Source organism: Massilia niastensis DSM 21313 (assembly GCF_000382345.1).
In the GTDB taxonomy this organism is placed as follows: Bacteria; Pseudomonadota; Gammaproteobacteria; order Burkholderiales; family Burkholderiaceae_D; genus Telluria; species Telluria niastensis.
In genome coordinates this window covers 1-16,795 of record NZ_KB908118.1, presented here as the reverse complement: position 1 = coordinate 16,795, position 16,795 = coordinate 1, and the positions used below count along the sequence as shown (strand labels likewise).

The window sequence follows — 16,795 nt, the reverse complement described above, 5'->3', positions numbered from 1 at the left end:
ATGCGTTAAACGTATTACTTTATTTTCTTTTCGTATAGCTTTTGGAGCATCCAGCCTTGTGATGACGCGTTGCAGCATGCTAGAGTAAGGGTCCCCTTTGATCCTTCTACAAGCTGGAAAGCTTCCTGATATGGCTTTAATTGTCCACAAATATGGCGGCACGTCGATGGGCTCGACGGACCGTATCAAGAATGTCGCTGCCCGCGTGGCCAAGTGGCATGACGCAGGTCACCAAATCGTTGTCGTTCCGTCCGCGATGTCGGGCGAGACCAACCGCCTGATTGGCCTGGCCAAGGAAATCATGCCGCAACCGGACCCGCGCGAACTGGACATGATTGCCTCCACCGGCGAACAGGTCTCGGTCGGCCTGCTGGCGATGGCGCTGCTGGCGATCGGCAAGGACGCGGTCTCGTACACCGGCTGGCAGGCGGGCATCCGCACCGATTCCTCGTTCACCAAGGCGCGCATCCAGTCGATCGACGACACGCGCGTACGCGGCGACCTGAACGCGGGCAAGATCGTCATCATCACCGGCTTCCAGGGCATGGACGAGGACGGCAACATCTCGACCCTGGGCCGCGGCGGTTCCGATACCTCGGCCGTGGCGATCGCAGCCGCGCTCAAGGCGGACGAATGCCTGATCTATACTGACGTGGACGGCGTGTACACGACCGACCCGCGCGTGGTCGACGAGGCGCGCCGCCTGTCGAAGATCACCTTCGAGGAAATGCTCGAACTGGCCTCGCTGGGCTCGAAAGTGCTGCAGACCCGCTCGGTGGAATTCGCCGGTAACTACCAGGTGCCGACGCGCGTGCTGTCGTCGCTGACCGATCCCCAGATGCCACTGGAAGAAGAAGCCAATTCCGGCACCCTGATTTCGTTTGAGGAAGAAAGTAACATGGAACAAGCCGTCATCTCCGGTATCGCCTTCAATCGCGATGAAGCCAAGATCACCGTCCTGGGCGTGCCGGACAAGCCGGGCGTTGCTTACCACATCCTGGGCCCGATCGCGGACGCGAACATCGAGGTCGACATGATCATCCAGAACCAGTCGGTGGACGGCAAGACCGATTTCACCTTCACGGTCTCGCGCAACGACTACGTCAAGGCGATGAACGTGCTGGAAGGCCAGAAAGAGGCCCTGGGCGCGACCAAGCTGCTGGGCGACGCCAAGGTGTCGAAGGTGTCGGCGGTGGGCGTGGGCATGCGCAGCCACGTCGGCGTGGCCTCGCAGATGTTCCGCACGCTGTCGGAAGAGGGCGTCAACATCCAGATGATCTCGACCTCGGAGATCAAGATCTCGGTGCTGATCGACGAAAAATACATGGAGCTGGCGGTTCGCGCACTGCACAAGGCGTTTAACCTCGAGCAAGCTTAACGTTTTAAAAACTTTGGTCTGATTCCTTGACCAAATGAGCACCGTCCAGTAATATGCGTGCTCTCAGCGCTGACGATGTTGTCGGTTCTGAAAGGAGGCGTGGCCGAGTGGCCGAAGGCACTTCCCTGCTAAGGAAGCATACGGGCTTAAACCTGTATCGTGGGTTCGAATCCCACCGCCTCCGCCAAAACAATTGTTTTAGAGAAATCTTTAACATTCGAGAAACCCGCTGCACGATGAGTGTGGCGGGTTTTTTTGTTTCTGAGCGTGCAAGAATGTGTCGGCCAATACGAATCCCGTTTTCGCCGCAGAGTGTGAGAGTAAGGCTTCGGCCACACTCTGGAATCCCCGAATCTCATAGTGAGGCTCGGGGGTTGGTGTCCTGCCTGCCTCCAGTGAAGCGAAGATTTTTAAGGGTATGAGTAAGGGTAGGGCAGTGATGAGCTTTATACCCTTTTCAGCCAGTCGTGCTGCGCTCGTCTTCGCTCAGGAATGACGAATGCTTGGCGCCGACTATGTCGACTACTGTTCGAGCGGCTGCGCGCCGCCGGCGGCACCGTCCTGCCGTCGCGCGGTCGCGGTCGAGGGCTTCGCCACACTGGATCACCGGCCCGAGGAAATGATACGTGCCCTGGGGGCAGCTACCGTCAGTTGAAGGAAAATTGCCTCAGCTTCTGAAGTAAAAATGCCACTCGTTGGTGCTGGTTACATCGACAGACTCCTCCTGCCGGCTGAACGGCCGAGTTCGATCCGAAGCAAAACGAGGCTGAGCAACAAGGCCAGCAGGAATTGCCACGAGCGACCAAGACCAGGCGCGCAGGAGGGCTTCAAGTGCGGATAGCGGAAACGCATGCCGACCGGGTCGCGCAGCTGAGTCCGGAATCTTTGCTGTACAAGGTCTGCAGGCCCAGGTCCTCAATATCTTCCAACAGGCGGATCAATTGCACCGAGGCTGTTTTCAGATCCTGCAACAGGGGGGCCAGGTCAGTGAGCGTTGCGCCGGCACGGACCTGGCCGACGATCGCTTCCCCCACGCGATGCAGGTCCTGGTGCGGCGCATCGAGCGCCTGATACATCGGCGTGTCGGCGTGGTAGCGGCCCTCACCGTAGTACCATTGGCCGAGCCCGCACTTGGTGACGCAGAGTTGCGGATAGCCTTCAGTCTGCCGCGCGGACGAGCCCGGCGGAAAGGCCGCGCGCTGGATCGCATAGCTGACCATCTGACGCCGCCACTGGACGTGGTCGACGATTGCCATGTGCACCAGTCCGATCGGGAATCCTGGGCAGGCGGTGGCCCGCTGGCGAAGCGCCTGAAAATCATCCAGTGGCAGGGGAGGGCTGACCAGGTAGCCCTGGATGAGTCTGCATCCCGCCTCGACCAGGAAAACGTACTGGGCCACGGTCTCGACGCCTTCGGCCACCACGTTCAGGCCCAGTTCGTGACCGAGCCTGATCGACGAGCGCACGATGGTCGCGTTCTTCCTGGACTCGAGCATCCGCCTGACTATGCCCTGGTCCAGCTTGATCGTTGTGAATGGCCACTGGCTCAATGTATCCATGCTCGAATAGCCGATCCCGTAGTCGTCCATGGCCAGCCCGATGCCTGCGTCCGCGAGCGACTGGACGCGCCTGAGCACGAAATCGCCCGCCTCGAGCGCCTGGGTCTCGGTGATCTCGAGCTCGAGGGAAGCAGGGGGCAGGTGCTGATGGGAGATGGCGTGGAGAATGGTGTTGGTCAGGGCGTCATCCTCGAAATCCTGGGCCGTGACATTGAAGGAGATGCACAAGTCGCTACCCAGCCCGTTGTCCGCCAGTTCGTGCACCAGTTCCGACAGCAGCTGGAGTGTCATGCCCTTGACCAGCCCGCTGTGTTCGGCGACATGGATGAAGCTCGCTGGAGGGAGCACGACGCCGTTCGGCCGCCGCCAGCGTGCGAGTGCCTCCGCGCCGACGATGCGGCTGGTGATCAGTGAGGACTTCGGCTGGTAGTACAGCGTGAACTCACTATTGCGGATTCCCTGGGCGATCTCGGCCTCGGTAACTGTTTCCATGATGACCTCCCCAGCGACAGCAGATGTTCCTTTATCCGCCTAGACGGCAGGATCGTCAAATTTTCGCGTGTGCCGATCCTGGGCGAAGAAACGTGCGGCTTGGGTGTGCAATCCGGTACGCCATACGAACGGAGGCAGCCGGCCTGGCATGCCATTCCAGCACGACAGCGTCGGCAATGAACCATGCCGGAACCCAGCGGGGAGCTGCGTTCCGGCCAGGGCAGGACTGATCAGTCCCTGATGAAGGCCAGCAGGTCTGCGTTTACCTTGTCCTTATGGGTATCGGTCAGCCCGTGCGGAGCGCCGGGATAGACGATCAGCTTTGCGCCCTTGATCATCTTTGCCGAAGCCCGTCCGCCGACGTCGATCGGCACGATCTGGTCGTCGTCACCGTGGATGACCAGAGTCGGCTTGTCGAATTTCTTCAAGTCGGCCCGGAAATCGGTTTCGGAAAATGCCTTGATCGAGTCGTACGTGCCCTTGTGGCCCCCTTGCATGCCCTGCATCCACCAGTTGTCGATCATGCCCTGCGACACTTTAGCGCCTGGGCGGTTGAAGCCGAAGAAGGGGCCGGTCGGAATATCCTTGTATAGTTGCGCGCGGTTCTCGACCTGCTGCTTGCGCAGGCCGTCGAATACCTCCATCGGCACGCCGCCCGGATTGTCCGCCGTTTTCACCATCATCGGCGGCACGGCCGAGATCAGCACCGCCTTGGCGACGCGCCCGGTGCCATGGCGGCCGATATAGCGGGCCACTTCGCCGCCGCCGGTGGAAAAGCCCACCAGCACCGCGTTCTTCAGATTCAGCGTCTCGATGACGGTGGCCAGGTCATCGGCATAGTGGTCCATGTCGTTGCCGTCCCATGGCTGGCTGGAGCGGCCATGGCCGCGGCGGTCGTGGGCGATCACCCGGTAGCCCTGGCTGGCCAGGAACAGCATCTGCGACTCCCAGCTGTCCGCGCTCAGCGGCCAGCCATGGCTGAAGACGATGGGTTGTCCGTTGCGGGGTCCCCAGTCCTTGTAGTACAGCTGTACGCCGTCACGGGTGATGATGTAGCTGGCGCTTGCCTGGGCCGGCGCGGCCTTGGCGGCAGGCGTGCTGACTGCTGCGCTCGTTGCGCCGGCGGCCAGCGCGAAGACGGACAGGGCGATGATTTTGGACAGTTTGCTCATGTTGTGCTCCTTGGATTACAGGCCGGCATAGACCAGGCGGGTGAAGAAATCGGGGTTGATGACGAAGTTTCCGTACTTCGCGTCGAACTGCGAGGTGGGCTTGGCGGCAACTGCCTGTTCGACGGTGAGGCCCTTGTCCTTCAAGCCCTTGACCTTGTCGCGCACAGTCACCAGCATGTCGCGGAATTCGATCAGTTGCGCGCGGTTGCCGACCGGGCCGTGGCCCGGCACGATGATGGTGTGGTCGCTGCTCTGCTCGATCGCATGGTTCGCCCACTTGATCGCTTCATTGATGCCGCCGTGCGAGGCGTTGTCGATGAACGGATAGACCCCGTTCCAGAACGTGTCACCCAACACCAGCACATCGGCTTTCTCGAAGCGGATCCACAAGTCGCCATCGGTGTGACCGTTGCCGAGGTTCTTCAGCGTGATGAGTTCGCCGCCGAACTGCATGGTCTTCCCGTCTTTCACCAGGATGGTCGGAAGACCGGCTTTCGGCAGCGGCTTGAAGGTGTAGTTCCAGTCGTCGACCCGGGTGGTTTCGGAGATGTGTTTAAGCGTATTCGGATGGGCGATGATGGTGGCGCCGGACTCGCCGAGCCAGGTGTTGCCATCGGTATGGTCCCAGTGCCAGTGGGTGTTGGCGACGTATTTGACGGGCCCCTTGCCCACCTGGGCCAGCGCAGCCTGCAGCTTGGCCTTGGAGACGGAAATGCCTGCGTCGACCAGGAACTTGCCCTTCGCGCCTTGCAGGGCAACGATATTCCCACCCGCACCCATCAGCACGCTGATATTGCCGCGCAACTGCTGCGTGGTGATGTCGGCCTTGGACGTGGCTTCGTTGATCTGGATGACGGGGCTGACGGCTGCGGCGTCGGCGGGGGCGAACCAGCTCGCGCCGAGGGCGGCAATCGTGGTCGACAGCAGCAGGCGGCGGAGGGTGGCGGGTGTGATCTTCATGGGTCTTACTCCTATCGGCTTGGTTTGTCTTCGCTGGCGCTGCGTTGCGCCGCGATGAAGGTAGATTAGTCGCAGATCGGCCAGGGAGTTACCCCCTGTCAATGCAAACAGTTTTCGCGATTCGCGTATAAAGCGCGGCCCTGGTCGGAATGGCGCGTGCGCGCCGCGCTCGCTCGCGCGGCGTGGCTCATGGTCATGTTGGGATGCGCCAGGAATGGGCGGAAGCAGGCGCTGGTGTTCAGCGCACCGTGCAAAGAGGCCCTGCAAGCGCCGCGGGCGCCGCAGGGCCTGAAATGAAAACCGCGGGGAGGATGGGGGATGAACTGGCTTGCTTTATCGCCGTTGCCGACGGTCGATCATTTCCAGGGTCATGTCCCACAGGCGCGCGGCGTTGGCGGGATCAAGCGCGTAATGGGCGACACCGCGGTAATCGCCGGGCCGGCGCAACAGGATCTCGGCCTCGTTGCAATCCTCGAAGTAGCGGCCGCCGATCTTCTCGAGCAGCGGCGAACCCGCCAGCAGGACCGAGGTGGCCGCTCCCTGCGCCGTGGTCTTGCGCCGCCCGGGCGGCGTGCGCAAGCCGCCCGTATGCCGCTGCAGTCCGGTGGCGATCGCACCGGGATTGAGCGCGTTCGCGTAGATCGCATCACCCGACCAGCGCCGCGTCGCCTCGACCGCCAGCAATGCACAGGCCGTCTTCGACTGGCCATAGGCGACCAAAGGGTCGTAGGGCATGAAGTCGAAATGCGGGTCGTCCCAGATCACCGGGGCGATCAGGTTCCCGCTGGAACTAACCGAGACGATGCGCGCTCCGCCGGCCGCCGCCAGCGCCTCGTGCAAGCCGAGGGTGAGGGCGAAATGTCCGACGAAGTTGGTCGCATACTGCATTTCCCAGCCTTCCCTCGTCCTGGTCAGCTCCGGCAGTGCCATGATGCCACCGTTGTTGACCAGGATGTGCAGCGGATCGTTCCGGCTGCCGACGAAGGCCTGTATCGAGGCCTGGTCGCTCAAGTCGAGGTAGCTAGCGCTGATGTTTTCATTACCGGTCACGGCCTTCAAGTGGGCCGCCACCTGAAGGCCTGCGTCGAGTTTGCGCACGGCCAGGGTGACATCGGCGCCAGCGTCGGCCAGCACCCTTGCGGTATCGATGCCGATGCCGGACGAGGCGCCTGTGACGATGGCGCGCTTGCCTGACAGGTCGATGCCGCTGAGAATCTCATCGGCTGTCGAACTGAAACCGAAAGGCGTCCGAATGGGATGGTGTGGCGATGTGTGCTTCACCAGACCTCCGCTTCCGCCGAATCCAACACGGCGTCGAATCTCAGTTCCGCGACAATCCTGCTCGAGCGCAGGCGGTCGGCGGCGTGATAGAAATTCGAGCTGAACATCAGTTCGTCGGCCCCGGTCGCGGCGAGTACCCGCTCCAGTTCCTTGGCGACAGTCTCCGGCCCGCCCACGACCGCCGCCCCCAGCATGTTGCGCACCGCCTGCTCTTCGCTTCGGCTCCAGCGCGCGCCCATGTCGGCCACGGGTGGCAGCATGCTCAGGCCCTCGCCGCGGACCAGGGCCAGGCTGCGCTGGAACATGGTGGTCGCCAGGAACTGCGCTTCCTCGTCCGACTCCGCAGCGACCAGCGGCAGGCACACCATCAGGTAGGGCCGCGCCAACGCAAGCGATGGCTGGAACCTGGCCCGGTACAAGGCCGCCGCCTCGTGCAGTGCCTGCGGTGCGATGTGGGCGGCAAAGGCGAAGGGCATCCCGCGTTCGGCGGCCAGCGCGGCGCCGAAGCTGCCGGACCCCAGGATCCAGAGCGGTACCCTGGTACCCACGCCCGGCACGGCGCGTACCCGCTGACCAGGCATATCCGGCCCCAGCAGCATCTGGATTTCCGCTACCTGGTCGGGAAAACTATTGCCATCGGCCGGGCTGCGCCGCAGCGCACGCATGGTTTCACCGTCCGCCCCTGGCGCCCGCCCCAGGCCGAGGTCGATCCGCCCCGGGAACAGCGTTTCCAGCGTGCCGAAATTCTCGGCCACCACCAGCGGAGCATGGTTCGGCAACATGATCCCGCCGGCGCCCACCCGCAGATTGCGGGTGGCGGCTGCCATCTGGCCGACCAGCACGGCAGTGGCTGAACTGGCGACTCCGGCCAGGTTGTGGTGCTCGGCCAGCCAAATCCGCTGGAAGCCGAGGCCGTCGAGCTCCTTGCCGTAGTCCAAGGCTTCGCGCAATGCATCGGCGGTCGAGCCTCCGGCGCGCAGCGGAACGACGTCCAGCGCCGACAGCGGGGTGCGGGCGAGCAGGCTCATGCCACCTCCACCACGATCTTGCCGCGCGCGCTGCCATCCTGCATGGCTGCGTGGGCCTGGCCGACATCGGCCAGCGTGTAGTGACGATCGTCCAGCAAGACCCGGATCTTGCCTGCATCCACCAGCTTGGCCGCCTCATTCATGATGGTGCCATGGTTGGCGCGGCCCTTGCCGCTCAACAGGGGCAGCAAGGTGAACACGCCGGAATAGGTCGCGGCGCGGAAGGACAGCGGCGCCAGCGCATGCGTGCCCCAGCCCAGGCAGCTGACGACGTGGCCGTGGTAGGGGCGCGCGGCCTTGAATGAAGCGTCCAGGGTGGCGCCGCCGACGGTGTCGTACACGATATCGAAGCCCTCGCCATCCGTGTATTGCTGCACGTATTCCTCGACGCTGGTGGCCCGGTAATCGATGAACACGGCGCCGTAGCCTTCGATGGTCTCGCGCTGGGATGCGCTGCCGGTGGCATACACCTCGGCGCCGAATGCCCGGGCGATCTGGACGGCGACATGGCCGACGCCGCCGGCGCCGCCATGCACGAGCACCTTTTTCCCGGCCGTGATCCGGGCGCGGTCGACCAGGCCTTCCCATGCCGTGATGAACACGAGCGGCAGCGCCGCGGCCTCGCGCATCCCGATGCTGGACGGCTTGTGGGCGAGCAGCTGGGCGTCGACCGCGGCGTATTCGGCCAGCGAACCCTGGACACCACCGACGCCGCCAGTCATGCCCCAGACCTCGTCGCCAGGCGCGAAGCCGCTTACCCCTTCACCGACGGCTTGCACCACGCCGGCCATGTCGATGCCGAGAATGGCGCCCGGCGCGACCTGGGCATGGTCGGCCTTGCCGGCAGCGATCTTGATGTCCAGGGGATTGACGCCACTGGCCTTGATCCGCACCAGGACCTGGCCCGGGCCCGCCTCGGGACGCGCAATCTCGGTCAAGGTCAGCGGGGTTTCGTAGGCGTTCAGTACAACTGCTTTCATCGCTTGGTTCATGGCATGCTCCAGTGGGTGAGTGATGAATCCAGTGTAGTGAGCAGCCATAGGCAGAACAACGGGCCGGAAGTGGATGCAGTTTTCGTGAATCCAAAACAATGATGGCCGTAGTATCGTGGGCGCCGATGCGCCGAAGTTCTGTTAGAGCATTCTTGTCTCTGCGGACTCGGCAGCTTTACGGAAGGCGCCTGGCGTCATGGCCGTCTCGCGCCGGAATACGCGGTTGAAGGCGGCCACCGATTCGTAGCCGACCTGGCGCGACACTTCGGCCAGCGCAAGGCCGGAGTGCTGCAGCAGGCGGGTGGCGCAATACATGCGCCATTGGGTCAGGTAGTCGAGCGGGGTCTGTCCCACCACCGCCTTGAAACGGGCGGCAAACGCCGAACGTGACATGCCTGCCATGCGCGCCAGCGACTCCACGGTCCAGTCATGTCCCGGGTCGCCATGCATGGCCTCCAGCGCCAGGGCCAGGTGACGGTCGGCGTTCGCCGCCAGCCAGCCGCGCGTTGGACCGCCGGGCTGGGCCGAATAGGCGCGGATCGCATGGACGAACAGGAGTTCGAACAGGCGGCTAACCACCGCTTCCGAACCCAGTCCCGGTGCTTCCGTCTCGATCGCCAGCAACTCCAGCACCGAATGGAAGGCCAGGCCCCGGTCCTGGTCCAGCCTCAAATGCAGCAGCGGAGGCAGGACCTTGAGCAAGGGCTTCGCCGCCTGCGCGTCCAGTTCGAAGAATCCGCTGATGAAGGAAGTGCGCGCGCCGCCCCCGCCAACCTCAATCTTGTTGCCGATGCGTAGTTTCTCGATGTCGACGCAATCGGTGGTGGCGGAATTCTCGTGGTCGTAGATGCGGTAGGGCTGGTCCTGCAGCATGATGAAGACGTCGCCGCCACGCAGCGCGATCGGCGCAGGACTGTCGGCCGTTTGCAGGATCGCCGAACCGCGTACCAGCAACACGAACTTGAGGAAAGGTTCACCGGACGAGTCGAATCCCCAGGGGGCGCTGGCTTCCAGGCGGGTGAACAGGGCGCGGCGTATGCGCAAGCCAGTCAGGATGTCGGTAAGCGGATCCATGATTGTTTTCAAAATTGGACGAGTAGGCAAAACACAAGGACTTTCAAGACTTGTTCGTCCAGATGCGTGCCGCCATTATAGATTCATTGCGAACCAACATGGAACATCATGCCTTACACCCCGCCTCCCTCCAGCGCCATTGATCAAGTCCGCCAGGCCAAGGCCCGCTACTGCCGTTATGCCGATACCAAGCAATGGGACGCATTCGCCGACCTGTTCGTTCCTTCTCCTGACATCCGGATCCTCGGCGTTGGCGGAGAGCTTGTTGTCGCCTTCTCCTCGCGCGATGTGTTCACTGCCGCCGCCCGTGACTATCTTGCAAGCGCCCAATCCATCCACCAAGTTCATAACGACGAGCTGACCCAGGTATCGGACAGCGAGATCAGCGCGATCTGGTCGATGGAGGACACCATCCTGTTCCCGGAGCGGACGGACAGTCGTCCGTCACGCCACCATGGCTACGGCCACTATCACGAAAACTGGGTGCTCACCAGAGATGGCTGGCGTATCGCCCGTCTTGAACTGCGTCGCACCATCCTGGAGATCACGCCATGAACAAACTTCCACTCCGCGTAGGCATCATCGGGGTGCATCCCGACAAGGGCTGGGCCGCCACGGCGCACCTCCCGGCGCTGCAGCGGCTGCCGGAATACCAGATCGCCGCCGTCAGCCATCACGACCTGGCTACGGCCCGGGCCGCCGCCCACGCGTTCAGCGTGCCGCACGCCTTCGCCTCCGCCGCGGAACTGGTGACCCATCCGGACGTCGACCTGGTGGTCGTGGCGGTCAAGGTGCCGCGCCATGCCGAGCTGGTCGGCCAGGCGATCGCGGCCGGCAAGGCCGTTTTCTCCGAGTGGCCTCTCGGCACCAGCCTGGCAGAAGCGGAATCCATGCGCGATCTGGCACGCGCGGCCGGCGTGGCCACCTCGATCGGCTTGCAAACACGCGCCGCACCCGCCTTCGCCCATGCACGCCATCTGGTCAGGGATGGTTATGTGGGCCGGGTGCTGTCGGCCAGCATGATCGGTTCCGGCATCCTCTGGGGAGAAGCCGTGAACGAGGGCTACGTCTACACGCTCGACCCAGCCAATGGCGCCGCCATGCTGAACGTGCCATTCGCCCACTCGATCGACGGCCTGCTGCATGTGCTGGGCGCCGGCTTCGACGCGGTATCCGGCTTGCTGGGCAACGCGCGCAAGACGACCCGCATCGTCGAGACCGGGGCCGAGCTGCCCTTGAGCGTGGCCGACCAGATACTGCTCGCCGGCCAGTTGAGCAATGGTGTCGCGGTATCCGCCCACTTCCGCGGCGGGCTGTCGCGCGCGACGAATTTTCACGTCGAGATCAATGGCACGCATGGAGATCTCCTCATCACGAGCCCGGTCGGCTATGTCGGCATCGGTGGCATGCGGCTGCAAGGGGCGCATGGGGACGAGACTTTGCATGAAATCGAGATTCCGGCGAGCTATACTGCCCATGGCGCCGAAGGGCCGGCGCAGCTGGTCGCAAGCGCCTATCAGCGCCTGGCCGAGGATATCGCCAACGGCACGCACGACGGCCCCGATTTCGACGACGCGGTAGGCTTGCATCGCCTGGTCGACACGATCGTCCGCAACGCGGGAGTGCTCAAATGAAGGCGGTCGTCATGCGCACGTCGGGCGGCCAGGGCGTCCTGGCGTATCAGGAGATCCCCGAGCCGGTGGCCGGACCGGGGCAGGTGCTGGTCGAGGTGGTGGCCGCCGGCGTCAATTTCATGGATGTGGGCGTACGCCAGGGGCTGTACTGGACCGACATGCCGAACCCGAAAATCATCGGCGTCGAAGGCACGGGCAGGGTGCGCGCAGCCGGTCCAGGCGTAGAGGGCTTCGTCCCTGGGCAGCGGGTGACCTGGGCTTACGCATCGGGCAGCTACGCCGAACGGATCGCGGTGCCGGCTGATGCGCTGGTGCGCGTGCCGGACGTCATCGATGACCGTACGGCGGCGGCCGTGATGATGCAAGGCCTGACGGCCAGCCATTTCGCGACCGACTTCTATCCCGTGAACCCTGGCGATATCGCGCTGGTGCATGCGGCGGCCGGCGGTGTCGGGCAGCTGCTGACGCAGCTGGTGAAGCTGCGCGGCGGCAGGGTGATCGGGCGTGTCTCGCACGCCGACAAGATTGCCGCCGCCCGCGCGGCCGGGGCCGATCACGTGATCGTCGATGCCGAGGGCCGGTTTGCCGGCGAGGTGCAGCGCCTGACGGATGGCGAAGGCGTGCATGTGGTCTACGACGGCTCGGGTGCGGCGACCTTCGACGACTCGATCGCCTCGCTGCGCCGCTGCGGCACCTTGTGCTGGTACGGTCCCGGCCTGGGACTGTCCCGGCCGATCGACCTGCCCAGGCTTCCGCGCAGCATCAAGGTCGGCTATGCCGCCTTCTACGACCACGTTCCCACGCCGGCCTTGCTGCGCGCCCGCGCCGGGCAGCTGTTCGACTGGATCGTGGCGGGCAAGCTGGGGGTGGCAATCGGCACGGCCTATCCTCTCGTCGATGCCGCGCTGGCGCATGCCGCCCTCGAGAGCCGCTGCACGACCGGCAAGCTGCTGCTTATCCCTTGAGGTCAGGCGCGGGAAACAGGCCGGCGAGGAAATCGATAAAGGCACGCACCTTCGCGGCGCGCTGCTGCCGTTGCTGGAACAGGGCGTGGACGAGCGGCCCATCGGCTTGCCACGGCTCCAGTAGCGGAACCAGTTCGCCGCTGCGCAGCGCGTCCGCCACGGAGAGCGACAGGAATTGCCCGATGCCGGCGCCCGCCTTGCACAATTCCAGCAGCGAGTCGACGTGATCGTAGCTGATGCGGGTCCGTGGGACAAAGTCGTCCGCCCCATTGAACGTCCAGGGCCGCAAGCGCCTCACCTTCGGCAGCATGAAGCCCATGCAGCTGAAATCGGCCAGGGCGTCGGGCGAGGGCGGCGTGCCGTACTGACGCACGAATCCCGGCGAGGCGCAGCAGATGAACTTCGTCTGCATGAGCGGGCGCGCCACCAGGCCGGAGTCCGCCACGTTCCCGATGCGGATCAATACATCGACGCCTTCGTCCACCATGTCCAGCAAACGGTCGCTTACCGTGGCGCGCAGCGTGATTTCAGGGTATTGGGCCAGGAAACGCGGCAGGGCGGGGGACACGTACATGCGCGAGACAAGTCCCGGCATGTCGACCCGTAAGGTACCGCTTGGGATGTCCGCCGCATCATGCAGTTGCGATTCCAGTTCGGCCATGTCGGCCAGCAACTGCATCGCATGCTGGTGGCATACCACGCCCTCGCTGGTCAGCGACATGCTGCGTGTCGTCCGATGCAGCAGTTTCACACGGAAGTGGGATTCGAGGCTCGCCACATGGATCGTGACCGAGGACGGCGACATGCCGAGCCGCTCGGCTGCCCTGCTGAAGCCTCCCGCGTCCACGACTGCGCAAAACACGCGCATTGCTTCAAGCTTGTCCATGGTATCTCTTGGCAGTAATGATCAAGGTTTTCCGGTCTCGTGCTGCAGGGAAATGAGTCATTGGGTGACCGCTGATTGTAGTGAATTCAATTCGGTGCCGGACAGGGCGTTTGATGCTGGCGCATCGCTTTTCACCCGACTATGATGGCGCGCGCGCCGTATCCGCAACCACGGAGCGCCGGTAAGCGCCCGGTCCAGCCCCGTAGCTGCGTTTGAATACGCGGTTGAATGCGGCTTCCGACTGGTAGCCGACCATTTCCGCGATCTGTCCGACCGGCAGACGCCCTTCGCGAAGCAGGGCGGCGGCCCTTGCCATCCGGGTCTGGGTCAACACCTGGGCCGGGCTTGCCTGGGCTGCGCGCTGGAACAGGCGGGCAAAGGTGGCGCGCGAGATATGACACAGGTCCGCCAGTTCGGCCAACTGCCAGGGACGCTCCGGTTCCGCCAGCATGGCCCGAAGCGCAGGCTGCAGGCGTGGCTCGGCCAGCAAAGCGAACAGCCCGGGTGTCGACGGCGCCTGCTCCACCCAGGCCCGCATCACCAGGGTGAACAATGCCGACGCCAGCTGCGATAGCAGGGCACGCCCACCCGGTCGGGACGTTTCGGCCTCCTGGCGCAGCATCTGGATCAAGCTGCGCAGGGTCGAGAAATCGTGCCGATCGGCGGTCCGCACGTGCACCAGTTCCGGCAGCGCGGTCAACAGCGCATTGTGTGTCGACTGTCCGAATTCGAACTGCCCGCACAGGATGTCGGTGACGGGGCCGCTCCCATCGTTGAACAGCAGGGGCAGCGCGGACTGCTCATCGGACTGCTGGTAGCTACCCGACGTTCCGTCCGATTCCTCGGCATACAGACGATGCGGTGCACCGGTAGGGAACAGGATGATGTCCCCTTCCTCCAGCTGGATATCTTTACGTCCGCCCACTTCCAGACGTCCGCGTCCGCGCGCGATCAGGTGATAGGGCGCGCTCCCGGCGCCGCTTCCGGGATGTTCCAGTACCCAGGGCGCGCCGAACTGGCAGCGGATGTCCAGTGCGGTGCGCACCGGATACAGGGTCAGCAAGTGACTCAAGACACCCATGGCACTAGTTGAGTTGAACGAGCAAGAGATAGAGGTTTCCGAGCATTATAAAGGGCAGGTGGCGTGGCTACACTGTTTTGCATGCCGGACACTGAAGCGCCGGCAAAATACTGAACCCGAAAGGAATATCATGTCCCGCCTGTACACTGTCACCCCCGCCGAAGCCACTGGCCAGGCCGCCCAGCTTTTCAGCGCGATCAAGGCCGCAGCCGGCACCGTACCGAATGCCTTCGCCACCATCGGCTCGAACAGCCCGGTAGCCCTGAAAGCCGCCTTGGAGCTGGACGGCGCGCTGCGCAAGAGCAGCCTGTCGCACCATCAGATCGAGATCATCAAGCTCGCTGTCAGCGCCGAAGTCGGCTGCGATTACTGCATTGCGGCCCATACGTTCCTCGGTGGACGGGCCGGCCTGCCGGGCGCCACGATGGCGGCGCTGCGCGGCGGCGTGCCGAGCGGCGATGCGGCCACCGATGTGCTGGCGAGGTTCGCACGGCAACTGGTCGCCAGCAAAGGTACTGTGCCGGTCGAGGAGGTGGCGGCGATAAGGGCGGCTGGCTACACCGATGCCCAGATCATCGACACGCTGCTGGCCATCGCCAGCATCACGTTCACCAACCTCGTCAATCGCGTCAATGACACGGTGCTCGATTTCCCGGCCGTCGATTGATACCGCTTGCCGGTGCATGCCCTCCACCGGCGCATTGGAGAACAATGATGAATCACGTGATCATGTACAGCAGTGACACCTGCGGCTATTGCAGGTTGGCCAAGCGCCTGCTGGCGCAGCGCGGCGTGACGGCCGAAGAAATCAACGTCGATCTGGATCCCGCGCGGCGGGTCGAGATGATGGCGCGTACCGGTCGCCGCAGCGTGCCCCAGATCTTCATTGGAGAGCGCCATATCGGCGGCTTCGACGAGCTCGCGGCGCTCGAGCGCGCCGGCGAACTGGCATTGCTTCTGTAAGGTGTGTGCAGGACCGCCACCCTGTCCGGTATCCGTACCGATTCGACCAACGCTATCCTTTGTGAGCCATATATGTCCCGCATTTCTGTCCTCAACCTCCTCAACGTCCCTGCTGAAAGTCAGGCTTTCGTCGAAAAATCTCAGGCCAGCAACGGTTTTTTGCCAAACCTGATTGGCGTGTTGGCACATGCGCCAGCGGCGCTGGAAACGTACATGAAGGTGGGTGCGATCAATGCCAGCACGAGCTTGACGCTGACCGAACGTGAAGTGGTGCAGTTGGCCGCCGCGCAGGGGCATGGCTGCGATTTTTGCCTGGCAGGCCATGGCGCCGTGATGATGAAGAAGGCTGGCGCACCCCGCTCGGTGGTGCAGGCCCTGCAGACCGGCGCCGAAAGTGGTGATGCGCGGCTCGATGCAGTAGCCGCATTCACCCGGTCCGTGATTGCCACCCGCGGCGCAGTCTCTGACGCTGACTACCAAGCTTTCCTCGCGCACGGCTACGGGCCCAGACAGGCGTTGGAGATCGTGTTGGGCGTCAGCCTTGCGACACTGTGTAATTTCGCGAATAACCTGGGCGAGACAGAAGTAAACGCGGAGCTGCGGCCCTATCTGCCACACCGTGCTTGAGGGGGCTTGCGCTGATCATGGCAAGCGCCCGGAAAGTGCTCGACAATACACCTGAACCGTCAGGACGCTGCCGGCTCGATATGGCTGGAGGTTCGCCGGCCGTGGCTTATCCGGACGACAGCAGGACGCCTGGCGGTACCTGAGCGCGGCCGGAGGTGAGGAAGCGCGAAACGAAACTGTCGGGGCTGATCGGCGGGGACACGAAGAACCCCTGGATTTCCTGGCAGCCTTCGGCGCGCAGGAGCTCCAGTTGCTCCTCGGACGCCACCCCTTCGGTGGTGACTTGCAGGTTCAGGTTGGACGCCATCGCCAGAATCGCACGTAATTAGTCGCGAAAGCTCATGAACCGGCGGCGCTCACTGCCATCTCCTGACTCACCGCAATCATCATCGCATCAGAATGGAATTAAAAAGGTTCTTCACGGATTAGCGGGAAGTAACGCCAGAAAAGGGAAAGCGGTGAAGACGAGCTAGACTTGTTGTGCGACCAACAAAGAATGCTCATCCTCACCGCTTTCATGACGAATCATAATCTTGCCCTCCCGTTCTGGGAAGGGTTCTTTGCATCGAAATTGGAGCGCCGGCCGGGCGCAGTGTGGATCGATCTGCGCAGGGATCCTGCCGCCCCCATGGTGTGCAATGGCTGCGGCCATCACTGTCATCGAGTGCACGAGTCAGGCATGCGAATCATCCGTGAGTTGCCG

General features: G+C 63.5%; 17 protein-coding genes, 1 tRNA gene and 1 pseudogene. 9 read left to right on the top strand and 10 right to left on the bottom strand.

Annotated features, from left to right (window positions below; all coding sequences use genetic code 11):
- Window positions 1–130 precede the first annotated feature (130 nt).
- Both H162_RS0121325 and H162_RS0121320 read left to right on the top strand, forming a co-directional pair.
- Window positions 131–1,378, top strand: coding sequence for an aspartate kinase (locus H162_RS0121325; protein ID WP_026354914.1), 1,248 nt, complete (start codon window positions 131–133; stop codon window positions 1,376–1,378).
- 93 nt (window positions 1,379–1,471) lie between these two features.
- Window positions 1,472–1,565, top strand: a tRNA-Ser gene (locus tag H162_RS0121320).
- A gap of 640 nt (window positions 1,566–2,205) precedes the next feature.
- On the opposite strand, the gene H162_RS32815 is transcribed toward H162_RS0121320, so the two are convergent.
- The 7 genes from H162_RS32815 to H162_RS0121280 form a co-directional block, all read right to left on the bottom strand.
- The gene (locus H162_RS32815; protein ID WP_020655529.1) at window positions 2,206–3,429 is read right to left on the bottom strand and encodes an EAL domain-containing protein; all 1,224 of its coding nucleotides are present in this window, start codon (window positions 3,427–3,429) and stop codon (window positions 2,206–2,208) included.
- Window positions 3,430–3,659: 230 nt separating this feature from the next.
- A complete protein-coding gene (locus tag H162_RS0121305; protein WP_020655528.1) occupies window positions 3,660–4,601 on the bottom strand; it encodes an alpha/beta fold hydrolase in 942 nt (313 codons plus the stop codon).
- Between the two features lie 15 nt (window positions 4,602–4,616).
- A complete protein-coding gene (locus tag H162_RS0121300) occupies window positions 4,617–5,561 on the bottom strand; it encodes an MBL fold metallo-hydrolase (protein WP_020655527.1) in 945 nt (314 codons plus the stop codon).
- Between the two features lie 333 nt (window positions 5,562–5,894).
- Window positions 5,895–6,842 carry an SDR family NAD(P)-dependent oxidoreductase gene (locus H162_RS0121295; protein ID WP_020655526.1) on the bottom strand — a complete coding sequence of 316 codons (948 nt, stop codon included), beginning with the start codon at window positions 6,840–6,842 and terminating at the stop codon, window positions 5,895–5,897.
- Entirely contained in the window at window positions 6,839–7,870 is a 1,032-nt protein-coding gene (locus tag H162_RS0121290; protein ID WP_020655525.1) for an LLM class flavin-dependent oxidoreductase, read from the bottom strand. The genes H162_RS0121295 and H162_RS0121290 overlap by 4 nt, the downstream gene beginning before the upstream one ends.
- Window positions 7,867–8,862: a zinc-dependent alcohol dehydrogenase family protein gene (locus tag H162_RS0121285; protein WP_020655524.1), complete on the bottom strand. Its 996-nt coding sequence runs from the start codon at window positions 8,860–8,862 to the stop codon at window positions 7,867–7,869. Before H162_RS0121285 ends, H162_RS0121290 begins: the two co-directional genes overlap by 4 nt.
- Before the next feature lie 141 nt (window positions 8,863–9,003).
- Entirely contained in the window at window positions 9,004–9,936 is a 933-nt protein-coding gene (locus H162_RS0121280) for an AraC family transcriptional regulator (protein ID WP_020655523.1), read from the bottom strand.
- Between the two features lie 108 nt (window positions 9,937–10,044).
- On the opposite strand from H162_RS0121280, the gene H162_RS0121275 reads away from it, so the two are divergent.
- The 3 genes from H162_RS0121275 to H162_RS0121265 are packed head-to-tail and all read left to right on the top strand — an operon-like array spanning window position 10,045 to window position 12,535.
- The gene (locus H162_RS0121275; protein ID WP_020655522.1) at window positions 10,045–10,491 is read left to right on the top strand and encodes a nuclear transport factor 2 family protein; all 447 of its coding nucleotides are present in this window, start codon (window positions 10,045–10,047) and stop codon (window positions 10,489–10,491) included.
- Window positions 10,488–11,570, top strand: a complete 1,083-nt coding sequence (locus H162_RS0121270) for a Gfo/Idh/MocA family protein (RefSeq protein ID WP_020655521.1) — start codon at window positions 10,488–10,490, stop codon at window positions 11,568–11,570. Before H162_RS0121275 ends, H162_RS0121270 begins: the two co-directional genes overlap by 4 nt.
- Window positions 11,567–12,535, top strand: coding sequence for a quinone oxidoreductase family protein (locus H162_RS0121265; RefSeq protein WP_020655520.1), 969 nt, complete (start codon window positions 11,567–11,569; stop codon window positions 12,533–12,535). The genes H162_RS0121270 and H162_RS0121265 overlap by 4 nt, the downstream gene beginning before the upstream one ends.
- Here the strand turns inward: H162_RS0121265 and H162_RS0121260 are convergent.
- Both H162_RS0121260 and H162_RS0121255 read right to left on the bottom strand, forming a co-directional pair.
- Window positions 12,525–13,421, bottom strand: a complete 897-nt coding sequence (locus H162_RS0121260; protein WP_020655519.1) for a LysR family transcriptional regulator — start codon at window positions 13,419–13,421, stop codon at window positions 12,525–12,527. The genes H162_RS0121265 and H162_RS0121260 overlap by 11 nt on opposite strands.
- 139 nt (window positions 13,422–13,560) lie before the next feature.
- Entirely contained in the window at window positions 13,561–14,484 is a 924-nt protein-coding gene (locus H162_RS0121255; protein ID WP_020655518.1) for an AraC family transcriptional regulator, read from the bottom strand.
- A 148-nt stretch (window positions 14,485–14,632) separates the two neighbouring features.
- Between H162_RS0121255 and H162_RS0121250 the strand changes: the two genes are divergently transcribed.
- The 3 genes from H162_RS0121250 to H162_RS0121240 all read left to right on the top strand — a co-directional run bounded on the left by H162_RS0121250 (window position 14,633) and on the right by H162_RS0121240 (window position 16,092).
- Entirely contained in the window at window positions 14,633–15,169 is a 537-nt protein-coding gene (locus H162_RS0121250; protein WP_020655517.1) for a carboxymuconolactone decarboxylase family protein, read from the top strand.
- Window positions 15,170–15,216: 47 nt separating this feature from the next.
- Window positions 15,217–15,465 carry a glutaredoxin 3 gene (gene grxC, locus H162_RS0121245; protein WP_026354912.1) on the top strand — a complete coding sequence of 83 codons (249 nt, stop codon included), beginning with the start codon at window positions 15,217–15,219 and terminating at the stop codon, window positions 15,463–15,465.
- Window positions 15,466–15,537: 72 nt separating this feature from the next.
- Window positions 15,538–16,092, top strand: a complete 555-nt coding sequence (locus tag H162_RS0121240) for a carboxymuconolactone decarboxylase family protein (protein WP_026354911.1) — start codon at window positions 15,538–15,540, stop codon at window positions 16,090–16,092.
- 106 nt (window positions 16,093–16,198) lie between these two features.
- Here H162_RS0121240 and H162_RS0121235 read toward each other — a convergent pair whose 3' ends face one another.
- Window positions 16,199–16,405 carry an EAL domain-containing protein gene (locus tag H162_RS0121235; protein ID WP_267872158.1) on the bottom strand — a complete coding sequence of 69 codons (207 nt, stop codon included), beginning with the start codon at window positions 16,403–16,405 and terminating at the stop codon, window positions 16,199–16,201.
- A gap of 183 nt (window positions 16,406–16,588) precedes the next feature.
- Between H162_RS0121235 and H162_RS35010 the strand changes: the two are divergent.
- Window positions 16,589–16,795 (top strand): annotated as a pseudogene (locus tag H162_RS35010) (hypothetical protein); the annotation flags it as partial.

Bases quoted from the DNA above. Each gene is read 5' to 3' on its own strand.
- H162_RS0121325 (WP_026354914.1), top strand. From the start codon at position 131: ATGGCTTTAATTGTCCACAAATATGGCGGCACGTCGATGGGCTCGACG.
- H162_RS32815 (WP_020655529.1), bottom strand. From the start codon at position 3,429: ATGGAAACAGTTACCGAGGCCGAGATCGCCCAGGGAATCCGCAATAGT.
- H162_RS0121305 (WP_020655528.1), bottom strand. From the start codon at position 4,601: ATGAGCAAACTGTCCAAAATCATCGCCCTGTCCGTCTTCGCGCTGGCC.
- H162_RS0121300 (WP_020655527.1), bottom strand. From the start codon at position 5,561: ATGAAGATCACACCCGCCACCCTCCGCCGCCTGCTGCTGTCGACCACG.
- H162_RS0121290 (WP_020655525.1), bottom strand. From the start codon at position 7,870: ATGAGCCTGCTCGCCCGCACCCCGCTGTCGGCGCTGGACGTCGTTCCG.
- H162_RS0121285 (WP_020655524.1), bottom strand. From the start codon at position 8,862: ATGAACCAAGCGATGAAAGCAGTTGTACTGAACGCCTACGAAACCCCG.
- H162_RS0121280 (WP_020655523.1), bottom strand. From the start codon at position 9,936: ATGGATCCGCTTACCGACATCCTGACTGGCTTGCGCATACGCCGCGCC.
- H162_RS0121275 (WP_020655522.1), top strand. From the start codon at position 10,045: ATGCCTTACACCCCGCCTCCCTCCAGCGCCATTGATCAAGTCCGCCAG.
- H162_RS0121270 (WP_020655521.1), top strand. From the start codon at position 10,488: ATGAACAAACTTCCACTCCGCGTAGGCATCATCGGGGTGCATCCCGAC.
- H162_RS0121265 (WP_020655520.1), top strand. From the start codon at position 11,567: ATGAAGGCGGTCGTCATGCGCACGTCGGGCGGCCAGGGCGTCCTGGCG.
- H162_RS0121260 (WP_020655519.1), bottom strand. From the start codon at position 13,421: ATGGACAAGCTTGAAGCAATGCGCGTGTTTTGCGCAGTCGTGGACGCG.
- H162_RS0121250 (WP_020655517.1), top strand. From the start codon at position 14,633: ATGTCCCGCCTGTACACTGTCACCCCCGCCGAAGCCACTGGCCAGGCC.
- grxC (WP_026354912.1), top strand. From the start codon at position 15,217: ATGAATCACGTGATCATGTACAGCAGTGACACCTGCGGCTATTGCAGG.
- H162_RS0121240 (WP_026354911.1), top strand. From the start codon at position 15,538: ATGTCCCGCATTTCTGTCCTCAACCTCCTCAACGTCCCTGCTGAAAGT.